The 16,378-nt window shown below is 75.3% G+C and carries 16 protein-coding genes and 1 pseudogene; 11 read left to right on the top strand and 6 right to left on the bottom strand.

Annotation, left to right across the window (positions count from 1 at the left end; translation table 11 throughout):
• Positions 1-10 precede the first annotated feature (10 nt).
• Both ACYX4T_RS08820 and ACYX4T_RS08815 read right to left on the bottom strand, forming a co-directional pair.
• Positions 11-670: an AmiS/UreI family transporter gene (locus ACYX4T_RS08820; RefSeq protein ID WP_476014166.1), complete on the bottom strand. Its 660-nt coding sequence runs from the start codon at positions 668-670 to the stop codon at positions 11-13.
• A 506-nt stretch (positions 671-1,176) separates the two neighbouring features.
• Positions 1,177-2,577, bottom strand: a pseudogene (locus tag ACYX4T_RS08815) (RNA polymerase sigma factor); the annotation flags it as partial.
• 258 nt (positions 2,578-2,835) lie between these two features.
• Between ACYX4T_RS08815 and ACYX4T_RS08810 the strand changes: the two are divergent.
• Entirely contained in the window at positions 2,836-3,687 is an 852-nt protein-coding gene (locus ACYX4T_RS08810) for an inositol monophosphatase family protein (RefSeq protein WP_476014165.1), read from the top strand.
• Positions 3,688-3,703: 16 nt separating this feature from the next.
• Here ACYX4T_RS08810 and cei read toward each other — a convergent pair whose 3' ends face one another.
• Positions 3,704-4,327, bottom strand: a complete 624-nt coding sequence (cei, locus tag ACYX4T_RS08805) for an envelope integrity protein Cei (RefSeq protein WP_476014164.1) — start codon at positions 4,325-4,327, stop codon at positions 3,704-3,706.
• Positions 4,328-4,685: 358 nt separating this feature from the next.
• Here cei and ACYX4T_RS08800 point away from each other — a divergent pair, with 358 nt between their 5' ends.
• Positions 4,686-4,988: a DUF4193 domain-containing protein gene (locus ACYX4T_RS08800; RefSeq protein WP_116706156.1), complete on the top strand. Its 303-nt coding sequence runs from the start codon at positions 4,686-4,688 to the stop codon at positions 4,986-4,988.
• A gap of 36 nt (positions 4,989-5,024) precedes the next feature.
• Here the strand turns inward: ACYX4T_RS08800 and ACYX4T_RS08795 are convergent, their stop codons facing one another.
• Positions 5,025-5,507 (bottom strand): DUF3093 domain-containing protein, encoded by a 483-nt coding sequence (locus tag ACYX4T_RS08795; protein ID WP_476014163.1) that lies wholly within the window; start codon positions 5,505-5,507, stop codon positions 5,025-5,027.
• 28 nt (positions 5,508-5,535) lie between these two features.
• On the opposite strand from ACYX4T_RS08795, the gene dut reads away from it, so the two are divergent.
• From dut to ACYX4T_RS08775, 4 genes are all read left to right on the top strand, one after another.
• Positions 5,536-6,042 carry a dUTP diphosphatase gene (dut, locus tag ACYX4T_RS08790; protein WP_476015217.1) on the top strand — a complete coding sequence of 169 codons (507 nt, stop codon included), beginning with the start codon at positions 5,536-5,538 and terminating at the stop codon, positions 6,040-6,042.
• Positions 6,032-6,766: a DUF3710 domain-containing protein gene (locus tag ACYX4T_RS08785; protein WP_274230104.1), complete on the top strand. Its 735-nt coding sequence runs from the start codon at positions 6,032-6,034 to the stop codon at positions 6,764-6,766. Before dut ends, ACYX4T_RS08785 begins: the two co-directional genes overlap by 11 nt.
• Positions 6,767-6,888: 122 nt before the next feature.
• A complete protein-coding gene (locus ACYX4T_RS08780; RefSeq protein WP_274230103.1) occupies positions 6,889-7,263 on the top strand; it encodes an OB-fold nucleic acid binding domain-containing protein in 375 nt (124 codons plus the stop codon).
• Between the two features lie 37 nt (positions 7,264-7,300).
• Positions 7,301-8,188 (top strand): DUF3159 domain-containing protein, encoded by an 888-nt coding sequence (locus ACYX4T_RS08775; RefSeq protein ID WP_476014162.1) that lies wholly within the window; start codon positions 7,301-7,303, stop codon positions 8,186-8,188.
• A gap of 24 nt (positions 8,189-8,212) precedes the next feature.
• Here ACYX4T_RS08775 and ACYX4T_RS08770 read toward each other — a convergent pair whose 3' ends face one another.
• Positions 8,213-8,881: a potassium channel family protein gene (locus ACYX4T_RS08770; protein ID WP_476014161.1), complete on the bottom strand. Its 669-nt coding sequence runs from the start codon at positions 8,879-8,881 to the stop codon at positions 8,213-8,215.
• A 2-nt stretch (positions 8,882-8,883) separates the two neighbouring features.
• A complete protein-coding gene (locus tag ACYX4T_RS08765) occupies positions 8,884-9,549 on the bottom strand; it encodes a potassium channel family protein (RefSeq protein ID WP_476014160.1) in 666 nt (221 codons plus the stop codon).
• Positions 9,550-9,760: 211 nt separating this feature from the next.
• Between ACYX4T_RS08765 and ACYX4T_RS08760 the strand changes: the two genes are divergently transcribed.
• The 5 genes from ACYX4T_RS08760 to ACYX4T_RS08740 are packed head-to-tail and all read left to right on the top strand — an operon-like array spanning position 9,761 to position 16,344.
• A complete protein-coding gene (locus tag ACYX4T_RS08760; RefSeq protein ID WP_476014159.1) occupies positions 9,761-11,893 on the top strand; it encodes an APC family permease in 2,133 nt (710 codons plus the stop codon).
• A complete protein-coding gene (locus tag ACYX4T_RS08755; RefSeq protein WP_476014158.1) occupies positions 11,890-13,098 on the top strand; it encodes a class I SAM-dependent RNA methyltransferase in 1,209 nt (402 codons plus the stop codon). The genes ACYX4T_RS08760 and ACYX4T_RS08755 overlap by 4 nt, the downstream gene beginning before the upstream one ends.
• Positions 13,099-13,142: 44 nt before the next feature.
• On the top strand, positions 13,143-14,324 hold the full coding sequence (locus tag ACYX4T_RS08750) for an amidohydrolase family protein (RefSeq protein WP_476014157.1): 1,182 nt from the start codon (positions 13,143-13,145) through the stop codon (positions 14,322-14,324).
• Positions 14,321-15,760, top strand: coding sequence for a M20 metallopeptidase family protein (locus ACYX4T_RS08745; RefSeq protein WP_476014156.1), 1,440 nt, complete (start codon positions 14,321-14,323; stop codon positions 15,758-15,760). Before ACYX4T_RS08750 ends, ACYX4T_RS08745 begins: the two co-directional genes overlap by 4 nt.
• Entirely contained in the window at positions 15,757-16,344 is a 588-nt protein-coding gene (locus ACYX4T_RS08740) for a class I SAM-dependent methyltransferase (protein ID WP_476014155.1), read from the top strand. The genes ACYX4T_RS08745 and ACYX4T_RS08740 overlap by 4 nt, the downstream gene beginning before the upstream one ends.
• Positions 16,345-16,378: the final 34 nt, after the last annotated feature.

Here is a 16,378-nt window from a genome sequence, read left to right as displayed (position 1 = left end):
GCCGGGCCGGTCAGGTCCGGCTGTAGGTCTGGTCGGGGGTCTCGACGGGCGCGGGGCCGCCGGAGGTGCCGCTCGGGGCACGCCGCGGCGGGCGCAGCGTCGGCAGCAGGACCAGCAGCATCACGACGCCGATGACGCCGAGCACGAGCGCCGTGACGCCGGTGACCGGCCACGCGCCGATGAGGAGCAGGAAGCCGGGGATCGCGGCGGTCACCCACGCCTCGATCAGCGTGACCCAGCCGGTGTAGCGGGTCAGCGCCTCGCGCTTGAGCCCGAGGAGCAGGAAGAACAGGGTCCACAGGACCGCCCAGTAGAGCCAGATCACGCCGAAGGTCGGGTCGCCGAGCAGCGTGAAGTTGACGTAGGAGAACCCGAGCGCGGAGATCGCGACGAACAGGGAGAACCAGCCGACGCCGGTGGTGTCGAGGCCGGCGAGCAGCCCGATCCCGACGTAGAGGTAGGTGAAGCCGAAGAGGTACAGGCCGCCGCCGAGGATGATCTGGTCGGTGTCACCGTTGGCCGTGAAGATCAGGTAGGTCGGTGTGACGACCTGCAGCGTCCCGACGAACAGGTTCATGATCGACGCGGCCTTGGCCTCCACGAGGCCGAGCAGCAGCAGACCGTTCACGAACAGGACGGCGCCGACGTAGAAGAGGCCGACGGATGCCATGGGGCCCTCCCGGGCAGGACCGAGCGAGTCCGGGCGCGGCGGACCGGCTCCGGGTCGTCGGGCGTGCGGTCAGCGACGCGTGGTGCCCGAGGTGTGCGTGACGACCTCGGGTGCGTCGCGGCTCTCTCCTCCCGCGCGAGCGCCCAGCGCACGGCGGTGCTCATCCGGGCGAGCAGCGGAGCGGTCCGCTGTCGCGGCGAGGACGGAGCGCAGCGTGGGCACGCCACGCGCTCCGGGGCCTCCCCCATCGGGCGGGTCTCGTCGAAGGTGCCGCGGTCGGGTCAGCGGTGGGCCCGTGTCGCCATCGCGTCCTCCCCGGCACTGTCCCGCGCGAGTGGAAATAGTTTCCACGCGAGGACATCTCGCGGCAAGGAGCAAAGTCGCGGGTCCGGACGGCGGGCGACCGGATGTCGGTCAGGTCAACCGTCCGCAGCAGGAGCCCGGAACGACGAACGGCCCCCGAGCCGGAGCTCGGGGGCCGTCGGTCCGCGGAGTCGGCGGGAGACCTAGTCCAGGTAGTCGCGCAGGACCTGCGAGCGCGAGGGGTGGCGCAGCTTCGACATGGTCTTCGACTCGATCTGGCGGATGCGCTCGCGCGTCACGCCGTAGACCTGGCCGATCTCGTCGAGGGTGCGCGGCTGGCCGTCGGTGAGGCCGAAGCGCAGCCGCACGACGCCGGCCTCGCGCTCCGAGAGCGTCGCGAGGACCGACTGCAGCTGGTCCTGCAGCAGGGTGAACGACACCGCGTCGACCGCGACGACCGCCTCGCTGTCCTCGATGAAGTCACCGAGCTGCGAGTCGCCCTCGTCGCCGATGGTCTGGTCGAGGCTGATGGGCTCCCGGGCGTACTGCTGGATCTCCAGCACCTTGTCCGGGGTGATGTCCATCTCCTTGGCGAGCTCCTCCGGGGTGGGCTCGCGGCCCAGGTCCTGGAGCAGCTCGCGCTGGATGCGACCGAGCTTGTTGATGACCTCGACCATGTGCACCGGGATGCGGATGGTGCGGGCCTGGTCGGCCATCGCGCGGGTGATGGCCTGGCGGATCCACCACGTCGCGTAGGTCGAGAACTTGTAGCCCTTGGTGTAGTCGAACTTCTCGACCGCACGGATCAGACCGAGGTTGCCCTCCTGGATGAGGTCCAGGAACGCCATGCCGCGGCCGGTGTAGCGCTTCGCCAGCGAGACGACGAGGCGCAGGTTCGCCTCGAGCAGGTGGGACTTGGCGCGCTCGCCGTCACGGACGATCCACCGCAGGTCGCGCCGCATCTGCGTCGCGAGCTCCTGCTGGGCCTCGGCGACCTTGCGCAGCCGCTCGGAGGCGTAGAGGCCGGCCTCGATGCGCTTGGCGAGCTCGACCTCCTCCTCGGCGTTGAGCAGCGCCACCTTGCCGATCTGCTTGAGGTAGGCGCGGACCGAGTCGGCGGACGCGGTGAGCTCGGCGTCCTTGCGCGCCTGGCGCAGCGCCTCGGACTCCTCCTCGTCCCAGACGAAGTCGCCGGACTTCTTGTCCTCCTCCGTGGGCTCCTCGGTCTCGACCTCGGCGGCCTCGACCACCTCGGCCCCGAGCACGACGACGTCCTCGGTGAGCTCCTCGGTGCCCGCGGCCTCGAGCTCGGCGCCCTCGAGCCCCTCGAGGTCGGCGCCCTCGGGACCGTCGGCCCCCTCGACCTCCTCGGGCGCGTCGGCGTCGGTCTTGGTCGCCGCCGCGCCCTTGCCCTTGGCGGGGGCCTTCTTGCCGCCCTTGGCCGTGCGCGTCGTCGTCTTCTTCGCCGGCGCCTCGGGGGCGTCGTCGGGAGCGGCGACCACACCGACCGGGCCGCCCGCGGCGGCTGCGTCGGTGTCGGCGGCGTCGGCGACGCGGCGTCGGGTTGCGGACTTTGCGGCTGCCACAGACGACCTTTCGTGACGAACGGCTGAACGGCGACGGGATCGACGACCGGGGTCGCCGGATGGCCACCCGGACGCGGGACGACGTCGAGGGCCCCGGTACGTCCCGGTGACCCGCCTCGGCTCGTGCTCCATTGTAACGAGCGGAACGGCCCGCCGTCGCACCTCTCGGTCGTGCCCCGCCCGCGACCTGCCCCGACGTGCCCGCGGGATCGATTCCGACGACGCCCGGGACGACTGCGGAGCGCGATCACCGGGCGGTGACCTGCGCGTCGTCGGGTGGACACCCACCTGTGGTCGGATGCGGCGGTGGAGCACCCCGATCCCGTCGTCCTGGAGGAGCTCGCCGTCGCCGTCGCCGCCGAGACCGCCGCGCTGGCCCTCGAGGTCCGGGAGCGCGTCGTGGGCCGCGATCGGCTGGACACCAAGAGCTCGGCCACCGACGTCGTCACCGAGGGGGACACGGCCTGCGAGGCGCTGGTGCGCGCACGGCTCGCGGCGGCGCGTCCGGACGACCTCGTGCTCGGCGAGGAGGGCGGCACCAGCGGCACGCCCGCGCCGGGCCAGGTGCGCTGGATCGTCGACCCCATCGACGGCACCGTGAACTACACCCACGGGCTGCCCTGGTTCTCGGTGTCGCTCGGCGCCGAGGTGGACGGGCACGTGGTGGCCGGGGCGGTCGTCGAGCCGGTCTCGGGGCGGGTGTGGCGGGCGGCCCGCGGGCACGGCGCGCACCGCGACGGCGAGCCGCTGCGGGTCACGACCCTCCGGGACCTCTCCCTCGCCGTCGTCGGCACGGGCCTGGGCTACGACCCGGGACGCCGCAGCCGGCAGGCGGCGGTGCTGGCGCGCATCGCGGCCCGGATCGGGGACGTCCGCCGCACCGGCTGCGCGTCGCTGGACCTGTGCGCCGTGGCCGCCGGGTGGCTCGACGGCTTCTACGAGCACGGCCTGCACCCCTGGGACCACGCCGCGGGCGCGCTCATCGCGCAGGAGGCCGGCGCCGTGGTGCGGCTGCCCGGCACGGACCCCGACGGCCTCGGGGACGCGGCGACCGTCGTCGCGGCCCCGGCCCTGGCGGGCCCGCTGACCGCGCTGCTCGTGGCCGAGGGCGCGGGCGGGATCGGCTAGGTCCCCCCTGGCTAAGCTAGGTGCTGCAGTCCACCGACCGCAGGGCGCTCAGCATCGCCTCGTCCGGCACGGGGGCGGGCGCGCCCGAGCCGTCGGTAGCCGTCCGGCGCGAGAGCGCGCGCAGGGCCTCGGTGACGGGCTGGGGCGGGGCGATGTCGCGGAAGTCGTCGCCGAGGGCGAGGTCGACCTCGCTGCCCTCGCGGCGGTCGGCCACGAGCTCGGCGCAGGGGACCACGAGGCTCAGGGTCCGTGCCGCCGACGCCCCCTCGGGGCCGTAGCGGATCTGGCCGACGCAGGAGAGGTCCTGCGCGGGGAAGAGCGGGTCGTTGTCCGGGGGCGCGGCCTCGGCGATGCCCAGCTCACCCAGCTCGGCGGCCGCCAGCTGGGCCTGCCCGCGGGTGCCCGCGCCGTTGAGGACCTTGACCCGCACGTCGCCCGGGGCCGCCGCGGCCTGGTCGTCGAGCGCGTCGGTGGCCTGCGGCGCTCCCGCGCCGGGCACCGGGGAGGTGTTGCACGTGGTCACCGAGTCCGCGGTGGAGTTGGTGAACACCACCGTCCACGTCACGATGCTCGCCACCGCGAGCACCACCACGAGCACCGTCGCCGGGACGAGGTTGCGCCGCCGGTAGACCTCGCGCACCCGCGACGTCCCCGCCCTGACCGTGCCGACCAACCGACGCCCCTCCCGACCCGCTGACCGCGCTGTCCGTCTCCGCGCCAGCGTAGTGGGACCGGCCCCGTGATCGGCCGCCACCGCGGGCCCACCCGGTGTGGCGGGTCACGATCCCGACACCCTCCCGGGGCCGGCTGACCGCGCGGGGTCCCGTGGGTTACCCTCCCGCCGCTCCGCAGCCGCGCGGACGTCCGCCTCGTCCGTGCCGCAGGACCCCTGGGTGAGACCCGGGTCACTTTCCGGGTCCGGCACAAACGGTCGTCCTCCCGCGTTGTGCTGCCGCACGACCGAGATGGGACCGGCAAGACCGAGGGTGGGACACGCAATGGCGACCGACTACGACGCCCCGCGCCGCAACGAGACCGACGAGATGGGCGAGGACTCCCTCGAGGAGCTCAAGGCCCGGCGCAACGAAGCGCAGTCCGCCGCCGTCGACGTCGACGAGACCGACACCGCCGAGAGCTTCGAGCTCCCGGGTGCCGACCTCTCCGGCGAGGAACTGACGGTCCGCGTGCTGCCCAAGCAGGCCGACGAGTTCACCTGCGGGAGCTGCTTCCTCGTCCACCACCGCAGCCGGCTGGCGGACCAGCGCGGCGGCATGTTCATCTGCCGCGACTGCGCCGCCTGACGGCGCTCCACGGCGCGGGCAGCGGCGCTCCGGTGGTCACCGGAGTGCCGCGACGAGCTCCTCCGGACGACGGGTCGAGACGACCCAGTAGGGCACGGGGTCGTCCGGGTCGGTGACCTCGATCCGGACGGCCGGCCCGACCCACGGCCGGTGCAGGACGTGCGCCTCGGGGTCGAGCTGGGGGCCGAGGGCCTCCCGCTTGGCCTCGCCCCGCACGACGTCCACCCGGCCGATCCCGTCGAGCGGCAGGCGGGCGTCCCCGGCGCGCAGCACGCCGCCCTCCACGGCGACGCGCACGCGCCCCAACCACACGAGCAGGGCCACGGCCAGGGGCAGCAGGAGCACGTAGGGCAGCCACGAGCGCACGCCCGGATAGCCCATGTGCAGCTCCGCCGCGAGCAGGCCCGCCATCAGCAGCCCCGGCGGCCACCACCACCAGGGCACGACGAGGCGCTCGCTGAACGGGACCCGCGCCTGCGGGTCCGCGTCGGATCCCGGTGAGGGCCGCGGGGAGCTCACGACACCCAGAGTAGTCTCGCCCGCCGTGGTGCAGGTCGACATCGTCCGCCTCGACCCGGGGCTGCCCGTGCCGTCCCGGGCCCGGCCCGGCGACGCCGGGGCGGACCTCGCGGCCGCCCGCGACGTGGAGCTGGCCCCCGGGCAACGGGCGCTGGTGGGCACCGGCGTCGCGCTGGTGCTGCCCGAGGGCTACGCCGCCTTCGTCGTGCCGCGCTCGGGGCTCGCCGTGCGCGAGGGCCTGGGCCTGCTCAACGCCCCGGGCACGGTGGACGCCGGCTACCGGGGCGAGGTCATGGTGTGCCTGGTCAACCACGACCCGTCGCGGACGGTCACCGTCCGGCGCGGGGACCGCGTGGCCCAGCTCGTGGTCCAGCGGGTCGAGGAGGCCGTCTTCCGGGTGCTCGAGGGTGTCGACGACCTCGAGACGCTCGCCACCGTGGCGCCGTCGGCACGCGGGACGGGGGGCTTCGGGTCGACCGGGGTCGCTCCGGGTCCGCACCCAGGGACGGAAGGGGACAGCAGCCGTGGTCGATGACGTGCGCGGGGGGCGCCACCGGCACCGCGCCGGGCGGGTCGCGCAGGTGTCGGTGGCCGCCGAGCCCGCGGGCCGGCGCCACCACCAGCGCCAGGGCCCGTGGGACGCCGAGGACGCGCCGCGCGACGGCCGCCTGCGCCTGGACCTGGGGTCGGTGCAGCTGCCCGTCCCGCGGGGCGCGCGCCTCAAGGCCGAGCCGGATCCGTCCGGGCCGCTGCGCGCGGTGCACGCGATGGTGCCCGAGGGCCGGCTGACGGTCAGCGCCTTCGCCGCCCCGCGCACCGGGGGGCTGTGGCCCGAGCTCGTCGAGGAGCTCGCCGCCCAGCTGCAGTCCGAGGGCGCGACGATCCGGCGCGACCGGGGGGAGTGGGGCCGGGAGCTGGTGGCCCGCAACGGCAACACCGTCGCCCGCGTCGTCGGCGTCGAGGGCCCCCGCTGGATGCTGCGCGGCGTCGGCACCGGCCCGGTCCAGCACGCGCTCAAGCTGCACGGGATGCTGCGCGAGATGTTGCGGGGCACGGTCGTGTCGCGCTCGTCGGACCCGCTGCCGGTGCGCTCGCTGCTGCCGCTCGTGGTGCCCGAGGACGTGCCCGAGGAGTTCGCGGACTCGCTGGTCGAGTCGATGCCGACCAAGCCCCGCCAGATCACCCGGCCCGAGGGCCCGGTGATCCCGATGATGCTGCCCCAGCGCGCCGGGGCGGGGACCTCGCCGGGCCGTTCCTGACCCGCGTGCCGGGGTGCGGGACGGGCATACCGCAGGGGCCCGACTCGTTTATCCTTCAGGCGTCTGCGGCCGAGGGTGCCCGTTCGGGGTGCTCTGCCGCGGCGTGGCACGGGAGCACACACATGAGCGCCGAGACCGGGTTCCTGCGTCGCATGGTCCGTCGGCTCACCTCCGACGTCGGCGACCTCGACGCCGACGACCTGTCCGCCGAGGCCGTCCGTTCCGGCTGTGACCGGGCGTGCGACTCGAGCACCGGCGAGGCGGTGACCGTCAAGGGCCGCCTGCGCTCGGTGGAGATCTGTCCGCGCGGCTCGGTCGCCACGCTCGAGGCCGAGCTGTTCGACGGCACCGACGGCGTGACCCTCGTCTGGATGGGTCGTCGCCGCATCCCCGGCATCGAGCCGGGCCGCACGGTGCGCGCGAGCGGCCGGGTGGCCGTCCGCGACGGCCGCAAGGTCATCTACAACCCGTACTACGAGCTGCAGCTCGCCCACTGACCCGCCCGCCGACCCGCTCCGGGCCGGCGGTCGTACCGTGGCGGGTACCGGCCGCCGGCCGTCGCGGGGCCCCGAGGGGCCCGCCGTCCCCCGGGAGATCGCCATCCGACCCGAGACGCGCTCCTCGCACCGCGAGCACCGCCCCGACGACGAGGTCGACCCCCCGACCGGCCCGGTCGATCTCCGGCGGGCGGACCCGCCCACGGAGACCTTCGCGCCGTCGGCGGTCCCCGAGGTCGGCGAGCACGGTGCCGGGGAGCCCGGGGAGCCCGGGGAGCCCGGAACCGAGGCCCCCGCGCCCCGCACGCCCACGCTGCTCGACCAGATGGGCGGCATCTCGGGGATCGTCTCCTCAGGCGTGCCCGTCGTGGTGTTCGTGGTGGTCCAGGCGATCGCCGGGAACCTCGTCGCGTCGATCGTCGCCGCGGTCGCGTCCGCGGTGGCCGTGGCGGCGTGGCGTCTCGTGCGCGGCGAGGCCGTGCAGCCCGCGCTGTCGGGCCTGCTCGGCGTCGCGGTGTGCGCGTTCGTCGCCTGGCGCACCGGCGAGGCCCGGGGCTTCTTCCTGCTCGGGATCTGGACGAGCCTCGTGTACGGCGGGGTCTTCCTGCTCTCGGTGCTGGTGCGGCGGCCGCTGGTCGGCGTCATCTGGCACCTCGTCAACGGCGAGGGCCAGGACTGGCGGCGCGACCCGCGGATCGTGCGCGCCTACGACGTCGCCTCGCTGGCGTGGGTGGCCGTGTTCGCCGCCCGGTTCGTCGTCCAGCGGTGGCTCTACGACTCCGTCTACGCCGACACGTGGCTCGGCTGGGTGCGGATCGCCATGGGCGTGCCGCTGGCCGCGCTCGCCGCCGCCGTCACGGTGTGGGCCATCCGGCGCAGCCGGCAGGGCACAGCCGCGCCGCGAACGCGGAGTTCGCGCGCCTAGAGGCAGCGAGCAGGCCGTTCGCTGCTACTCCTCGGGCTCGCCCTTGAGGACCCGCTGGATCTCCTCCTCGACGTCCTCGCCCGCGACGAACATCAACTCGTCGCCGGGCTCGATGGGGTCGTCGGCCTGGGGGACGATCACGCGCCCGCCGCGCAGGATCGCGACGAGCGCGGCCTCGCGGGGCAGCGGCACCTCGCGCACGGCGCGCCCGGCGAGCGGGGTGTTGGCGGGCAGCGTGACCTCGACGAGGTTCGCCGTGCCCTGCCGCAGGGTCAGCAGGCGCACGAGGTCACCGACCGACACCGCCTCCTCGACCATCGCGGCGAGCATGCGCGGGGTGGAGACGGCGACGTCGATGCCCCAGGCGTCGTTGAACAGCCACTCGTTGCGCGGGTCGTTGACCCGCGCCACCACCCGCCGCACCGCGAACTCGGTCTTGGCGAGCAGCGAGACGACGAGATTGACCTTGTCGTCGCCGGTCGCGGCGATGACGACGTCGCAGCCCTGCAGGCGCGCCTCCTCGAGCGAGGCGAGCTCGCAGGCGTCGGCGTGCACCCACTCGGCCTGCGGCACGGCCTCCGGCTCGACGTGGGCGAGGTCGCGCTCGATGAGCATGACCTCGTGGTCGGCCTCGACGAGCTCGGCGGCGATCGAGCGCCCGACCGCCCCGGCCCCCGCCACGGTCACCCGCATCGCTACTCCGCCCTCTCCGGCGAGGCCGCGGCGGCGGCCGTGACGGCGGCGACGGTCCCGCTGACCGCCGCCGCGTAGACGACGTCCTCGGCCTGCAGCACGGTCTCGGTCGTGGTCAGCAGCCCGGTGCCGAACCGCACGATGAACGCCACGCGGCTGCCGGTGGCCTCCTCGAGCTCGGTGACGGGCCGGCCCGACCAGTCCTCGTGGAAGTGCAGCTGCATGATCGCCACCGTGCCCGAGGGGTCGCGCCAGGCCGTGGCGACGCCGTCGGGCAGCAGCATGCGCAGCAGCCGGTCGGTGGTCCACGGCACGGTCGCCACGGTCGGGATGCCGAGCCGCTCGTAGACCGCGGCCCGCTTGGCGTCGTAGATGCGGGCCACGACGTGGGAGACGCCGAACGTCTCGCGGGCCACGCGTGCGGCGATGATGTTGGAGTTGTCGCCGGAGGACACCGCGGCGAACGCCTCGGCGCGGTGGATGCCCGCCGCCGTCAGCGTCTCGCGGTCGAAACCGGTGCCCACGACCTCCTGGCCGTGGAAGTCGCTGCCGAGGCGCCGGAACGCCTGGGGGTCGCGGTCGATGACGGCGACCCCGTGGCCCAGCCGCTCGAGGGCGAGCGCGAGGGACGACCCCACGCGCCCGCAGCCCATCACGACGATGTGCACCGCGTCACCGCCATGTCGTCCCCACGCTGCCGTCCCCACCCACCGGTGTGCCTCCCCGACTCGTGCCCGCCGTCGGAGACCGTGTTCCGGTGTACCCGGTGAGCGGTGCGCACCGTATCGCCCGGCGGGTCGCCGGGAGCCGTCACCGGGGCGCGTCACGGCAGCCCGCGTCGGGTGCACCTCCGGACCGCGACGCGCCTACGCTTTCGGCGTGTCCAAGCTCGCCACGGCGACCAAGCGCCTCGTGCTGGGTCTGCCGTTCCGCAGCGACGCACTGCAGGGCACCCTGCTGCGCAAGCGCATCGCCCTGCCGGTGTTCGCCTCCGACGCGCTGTCGTCGGTGGCGTACGCCCCGCAGGAGGTGCTGATCACCCTGTCGCTGGCCGGGCTGGGCGCCTATGCGCTCTCGCCCTGGGTCGGCGTGGCGGTCCTCGTCGTGCTGGCCACGGTGATCGTGAGCTACCGCCAGAACGTGCACGCCTACCCGTCGGGCGGCGGCGACTACGAGATCGCGACGGTCAACCTCGGCCGCTACGCCGGGCTCGTCGTCGCGAGCGCCCTGCTCGTCGACTACACGCTCACCGTCGCGGTGTCGGTGTCGGCGGCGGCGGACAACCTCGGCGCGCTCATCCCGTTCGTGGGCGACCACAAGGTGATGTTCGCGTGCGCGGCGATCCTCGTGCTGACCTCGATCAACCTGCGCGGGGTCCGCGAGTCCGGCATCACGTTCGCGATCCCGACCTACTGCTTCATCGTCGCCACCGGCGGCATGATCGTCTGGGGCGTGGTGCAGCTGGCCCTGGGCGGGACGCTCGTCGCCCCGAGCGCCGGGTTCGGGGTGCGGCCCGAGGGCGGCGGCGACTCCACCGACGACCTCTCGCAGATCGCACTGATCTTCCTGGTGCTGCGCTCGTTCACCCAGGGCTGCGCGGCGCTGACCGGGGTGGAGGCCATCAGCAACGGCGTGCCCGCGTTCCGCAAGCCGAAGTCGCGCAACGCCGCCACGACCCTGGCCCTGCTCGGGCTGATCGCGGTCTTCCTGTTCTCCGGGATGATCTACCTGGCGCGGGCCTCCGGTGTGATCATGGCCGAGCGCCCGGGCGAGCAGCTCGTGGGCGCGCCCCCGGGCTACCGGCAGGAGACGCTCGTCGCGCAGCTCGCCAGTACGGTGTTCGACGGCTTCCCGCCCGGCTTCTGGGCCGTGACGATCTTCACGGCGCTCATCCTGGTGCTGGCGGCCAACACCGCGTTCAACGGCTTCCCGGTGCTCGGCTCGATCCTCGCCCAGGACCGCTACCTGCCCCGCCAGCTGCACACCCGCGGCGACCGGCTCGCGTTCTCCAACGGGATCCTCTTCCTCGCCTTCTTCGCGATCGTGCTCGTCGTCGGCTTCGGCGCCGAGGTGACGGCGCTGATCCCGCTCTACACGGTCGGTGTCTTCGTGTCGTTCACGCTGTCCCAGACCGGGATGGTGCGGCACTGGACGCGCCTGCTGCGCACCGAGACCGACGCGGCGGAGCAGGCGCGGTTGCGGCGCTCGCGGTGGATCAGCGGCTTCGGCACGGCCATGACCGGCACGGTGCTGCTGGTGGTGCTGGTCACGAAGTTCGTGGTGGGCGCCTGGATCGCCATCGTCGCCGGAGGGCTCGCGTTCCTCATGATGCTGGCGATCCGCCGGCACTACGACCGGGTCAGCGAGGAGATCGCCGCCCCCGAGGTCATGACGAGCACGCTGCCCAGCCGCAACCACGCGGTCGTGCTGGTCTCGCGGCTGCACATGCCGACGCTGCGTGCCGTCGCCTACGCCCGCGCGACCCGGCCGGACGTGCTGGAGGCGCTGACGGTCAACGTCGACGACGGCGACACCCGCGCGCTGGTCGCGGAGTGGGAGAAGCGGGACATCCCGGTGGCGCTCAAGGTCGTCGAGTCGCCCTACCGCGAGATCACCAAGCCGATCCTGCAGTACGTCAAGCGCATCCGGACCGACAACCCGCGCGACGTCGTGACGGTGTTCATCCCGGAGTACGTGCTGGGCCGCTGGTGGGAGCAGCTGCTGCACAACCAGAGTGCGCTGCGCCTCAAGGGGCGGCTGCTGTTCCAGCCCGGGGTGATGGTGGTCAGCGTGCCGTGGCAGCTGGAGTCGTCGAAGCGCGCCGCCGCGCGCCGCCCGCCGGGGGCGCCGGGGTCGGCGCGCCGCGGGTACGAGCCCCCGAACGGGGGCGTGCCGCCGGCGGCCGCGCCCGCCCCGCCGCCCCACCCCGCGTCGACCGACGGCGGCCCGGCGCGCCCGTCCCGCCCGGGTGGCCCGGGCGGCCGGGACGAGACCCCGGCGCGGCCCCGGTGAGCGCGGCGCCGAGCGGGACGCTCGACTGGACCGACCGCCTCCTCGAGGTCGACGTCGGCCCCGTGGCCCACGGCGGGCACTGCGTGGCGCGCCACGAGGGGCGGGTCGTGTTCGTGCGGCACGCGCTGCCCGGCGAGCGGGTGCGGGCCGTGGTGACCGAGGACGGCGGCGGCGCGTTCTGCCGCGCCGACGCCGTGGGGGTGCTCACCGCGTCCCCGGACCGGGTCGAGCCCGCGTGCCCGTGGGCCGGGCCCGGCGGGTGCGGGGGCTGCGACTGGCAGCACGCGACGCCCGCGGCGCAGCGCGCGCTCAAGGCGACGGTGGTCGCCGAGCAGCTCGCGCGCCTGGCCGGGAGCGAGCGCGAGGTCGTCGTCGAGGAGTTGCCCGGCGGGCCGCTGAACTGGCGCACGCGGATGCGGATGGCGGTCACCGACGACGGCCGCCCGGGCCTGCGGGTGCACCGCAGCCACGAGGTGCTGCCCGTCGGCGACTGCCCGATCGCCGCGCCCGGGGCCCTGCTGCCGGTGCTGGAGCGGGAGTGGACGCCGACCGCCGAGGTCGAGGTGGTGCGCGACGCCGAGGGCGAGGTGCACGCCGCCGAGCTGTTCGAGGGCGCCCGGCGCCCCGAGATCGGCAGCGGCACGGCGCACGAGCGGGCCGCCGGACGCACCTGGGCGCTGCCGGCGGCCGCGTTCTGGCAGGTCCACCCGCACGCCGCGGACGCCGTCGTGGACGCGGTGCTCGAGGGTGTCGGCGACCTCGCGGAGGGCGCGTGCGCCTGGGACCTCTACGGCGGCGCGGGCCTCATCGCCGCGCCGCTCGCCGGGCGTGTCGGGCCCGATGGCCGGGTGGTGCTCGTCGAGAGCGACCCGGACGCCACCGCGGCGGCGGGGGAGTGCTTGGCCGACCTGCCCGCGGTGCAGGTGGTGCGAGCCCGCGTGGAGAAGGTGCTGGGCTCGCTGCCCGGGCCGCCCGACGTCGTCGTCGCCGACCCGCCGCGCAAGGGCCTCGGTCGCGGCCTGGCGGGCGAGCTCGCCGGGGTGGGCGCGGCGCGCATCGTGCTCGTGGCCTGCGACCCGGCCGCGCTGGCCCGCGACCTCGGCGCGTTCGCCGAGCACGGCTACCGCCTCGACGCCCTGCGCGCCTTCGACGCGTTCCCGATGACCCACCACGTCGAGTGCGTCGCCACGCTGCTCCTGGCATGAGCCCCTCCGGTAGACAAGACCCGGCGGCGTCGAGGGAGTCACCGGTGAGCGGCAGCCTGGTCAGCGCGGGGCTCGTGCCCGCCGGCCCCGTGAGCTTCCTCGACGGCGTCCGGCTCGTCGACCACCACTGCCACAGCGTCGTCGCCCACGCGCTCGACCGGGCCGGGTTCGAGGCGCTGCTCACCGAGGGCGCGGGGCCGGCCGCGGGTACGAGCAGCTTCGACTCGGCGCTGGGGTTCTCGGTGCGGCGCTGGTGCGCGCCCGCGCTGGACCTGCCGCCCCACGTCGCGCCCGACGACTACCTCGCCCGGCGCGCCGAGCTCGGGCCCGACGAGGTCACGAAGCGCTTCCTGGGCGGGGCCGGGGTGGGCGCGGTGCTCGTCGACCACGGGTTCGCCGCCGACGGGATGATCTCGCCCGCGGAGCTCGGGGCCACCGCCGGCGCGGCGGTCGGCGAGGTGGTGCGCCTGGAGGCGGTGGCCGAGGCGGTCGCCGACCGCGGGGTGTCCGCCGCGGACTACGGCGACGCGATGGCGCGCGAGGTGGCCGCGCGCACCGCCGAGGGCCGCCACCCGGTGCCCGTGGCCTGCAAGAGCGTGCTCGCCTACCGGGCCGGCCTCGACGTCGACCCCACCCGCCCCGGGCCCGCCGCGGTCACCGAGGCCGCCGGCGGGTGGCTGCGCCGCCGCGCCGCCACCGGCGAGCCGCTGCGCGACCCCGTCCTGCTGCGCCACGGGCTGTGGGCGGGCCTGGACACCGGCCTGCCGCTGCAGCTGCACACCGGCTTCGGCGACCGCGACGAGGACCTGCACCGCGCCAACCCCGCCCTGCTCGTGGGCCTGGCGCGCCTCGTCGAGCCGCTGGGCGTGCCGCTGATGCTGCTGCACTGCTACCCGTACCACCGCGAGGCGGCGTGGCTCGCCCAGGTGTTCTCGGTGGTGCACGTCGACGTGGGGCTCGCCGTGCCGTTCGTCGGCGCCCGGGCGGCGACGATCGTGGCCGAGCTGCTCGAGCTCGCGCCCTACGGCAAGGTGCTCTACTCCTCGGACGCCTTCGGGCTCCCGGAGCTGCACCTGCTGGGGGCACTGCGCTTCCGGTCGGCGCTGGGTGGTCTATTGGAGCACCTCTGCGCGACCGACGAGCTCGCGCCCGCCGACGCCGAACGGGTGGCCACGATGATCGGGACCGACAACGCACGCCGGGTCTACGGGCGGATGCCGGCGTGACCCGGCCGGTCGCCGCCGTCCCGCCCCCGGTCGACCCGGCCCTGCGGGCGGCGCTGGACGCCGAGCTGGACGCCGCGATCGCCCTGCGGCACGCGCTGCACCGCGACCCGCGCCTGTCCGGTGACGAGGCCGACAGCCGCGACCTGGTGCTCGAGGCGGTCGCCGACCTGGTCGGAGTGGGCACCACCGGCGAACCCGTCGCGGACACCGGCACCATGCTGCGCCTCGGCCCGCCCGCGGCCGCCGGGGTGCCCGCGGTCGCCGTGCGCGCCGAGCTGGACGCCCTGCCCGTCGTCGAGCGCACCGGCCTGCCCTTCAGCGCCACCGGCCGCGTCGCGCACGTCTGCGGCCACGACGTGCACGTCGCCGCCCTGGTGGCCGTCGTGCGGGCGCTCGCGCGGGTCGGGGCCGACCGCGTGCCCGCCCCGCTGCTCGCCGTGTTCCAGCCGCGCGAGGAGAAGGCCCCCTCGGGGGCGGCCGACGTCGCCGCCGACCCGGGGTTCGTCGCCCACCGGGTCGGGGCGGTGCTCGGTGTGCACGTCCAGCCCGAGCTGCCGCGGGGCACGGTGTCGGTGCGCGGGGGACCGGTGAACGCCTCGGCCGACGAGATCGACATCGAGGTGCACGGCCGCGGCGGGCACGGCGGCTACCCCCACCGCACGCGCGACCCCGTGCTGGCGCTGGCCCAGGTCGTCGCGAGCGTGCACCACATCGTGTCCCGCCGCGTCGACCCGATGGCGGCCGGGGTGATCACGATCGGGCAGATGGAGGCAGGGTCGGCGCCCAACGTCGTCCCGGAGACCGCCACGGCCCGCGGCACGGTCCGGGCCCTCGACGCCGACCGCGACGAGCTGCTCGCCGCGATCCGCGAGGTCGTCGAGGGCACCGCCCGCGCCCACGGCTGCGAGGCGACGCTGACCGTCGTGCCCAACGAGCCCGCCGTCGTCAATGACGAGGCCCTGGCCCGCACGGTGGCCCGCTCGCTGGGGTCGCGGCGCGCCGAGGACCGCGTCGACGGGGACGGGCACACCCCGCCGGGTGACGCGACCGGGCTCGTGCTCGACACCACGTTCCGGTCCTGCGGCGCCGACGACTTCTCCCACTACGGTGAGGTCCTGCCGTCGTTGATGCTCTTCGTCGGCACCACCGCCGCCGGGACCACACCCGGCAGCGGGCCGGGCCTGCACCACCCCGAGTTCTCCCCGGACGACGCGATGGTCGGCGAGGTGGCACGGGCCCTGCTCGCCGCCGTGACCGCCGCGGGCGCCGCCCTGGCCGCCGCCCCGGCCGACGGCGCCGTCGAGACCACGGCGGCCACCGCGGCACCGTCCGCAGCACCGTCCGCAGCACCGTCCGCAGCACCGCCCCCCGGGCCCACCCCCGCGCCCGCCGTCCCGGACCGCACCCATCGCACCCACGGAGCCGAGTCACCGTGACCGAGATCCAGTCGTTCGCCCGCGAGTTCCTCCGCGACCCGCTGAACGTCGCGTCCCTCGTCCCCAGCTTCGCCCCCCTCTGCCGCCAGGCCGCCGCGCCCCTGCCCGAGACGGGCGACCCGGTCGTGCTCGACCTCGGGGCGGGCACCGGCCAGGTCACCGACGTCATCCAGGAGCGGCTGCACGGGCGCGGCCGCCACATCGCCGTGGAGTTCAACCCGCGCATGGCGGCGGTGCTCGCCGAGCGCCACCCCAAGGTCGAGGTGATCTGCGACGACGCCCACGCCGTCGTCGACCGCCTCATCGCCGAGGGCGTGCGCACCGACCTCGCCGTCTCCGGGCTGCCCTGGCTCGCGACGGCGCCGCGGCACGGCCGCTCGGTCTTCGAGCCGCTGGCCCGGCTCACCGCGCCCGGCGGCGCGGTGACGCAGCTCGCGCACGCCTGGATCCGGTTCTTCCCGGATGCCCGGAAGGTGCAGCGCAACCTCGAGGCCACCTTCGAGGAGGTCATCGTCTCGCGCACCGTGCTCGCGAACATCCCGCCGGCGGTCGTCTACGTCGCCCGGCGCCCCCGGGTCCGCTGACGCGACCCCGGCGCAGCGCGGACTGCGGCGTCGT

This window comes from Actinomycetospora sp. ABD4_176 (assembly GCF_056311855.1).
The sequence above is the reverse complement of the archived record's forward strand: the minus strand, read 5'-3'. Positions and strand labels throughout refer to the sequence as shown.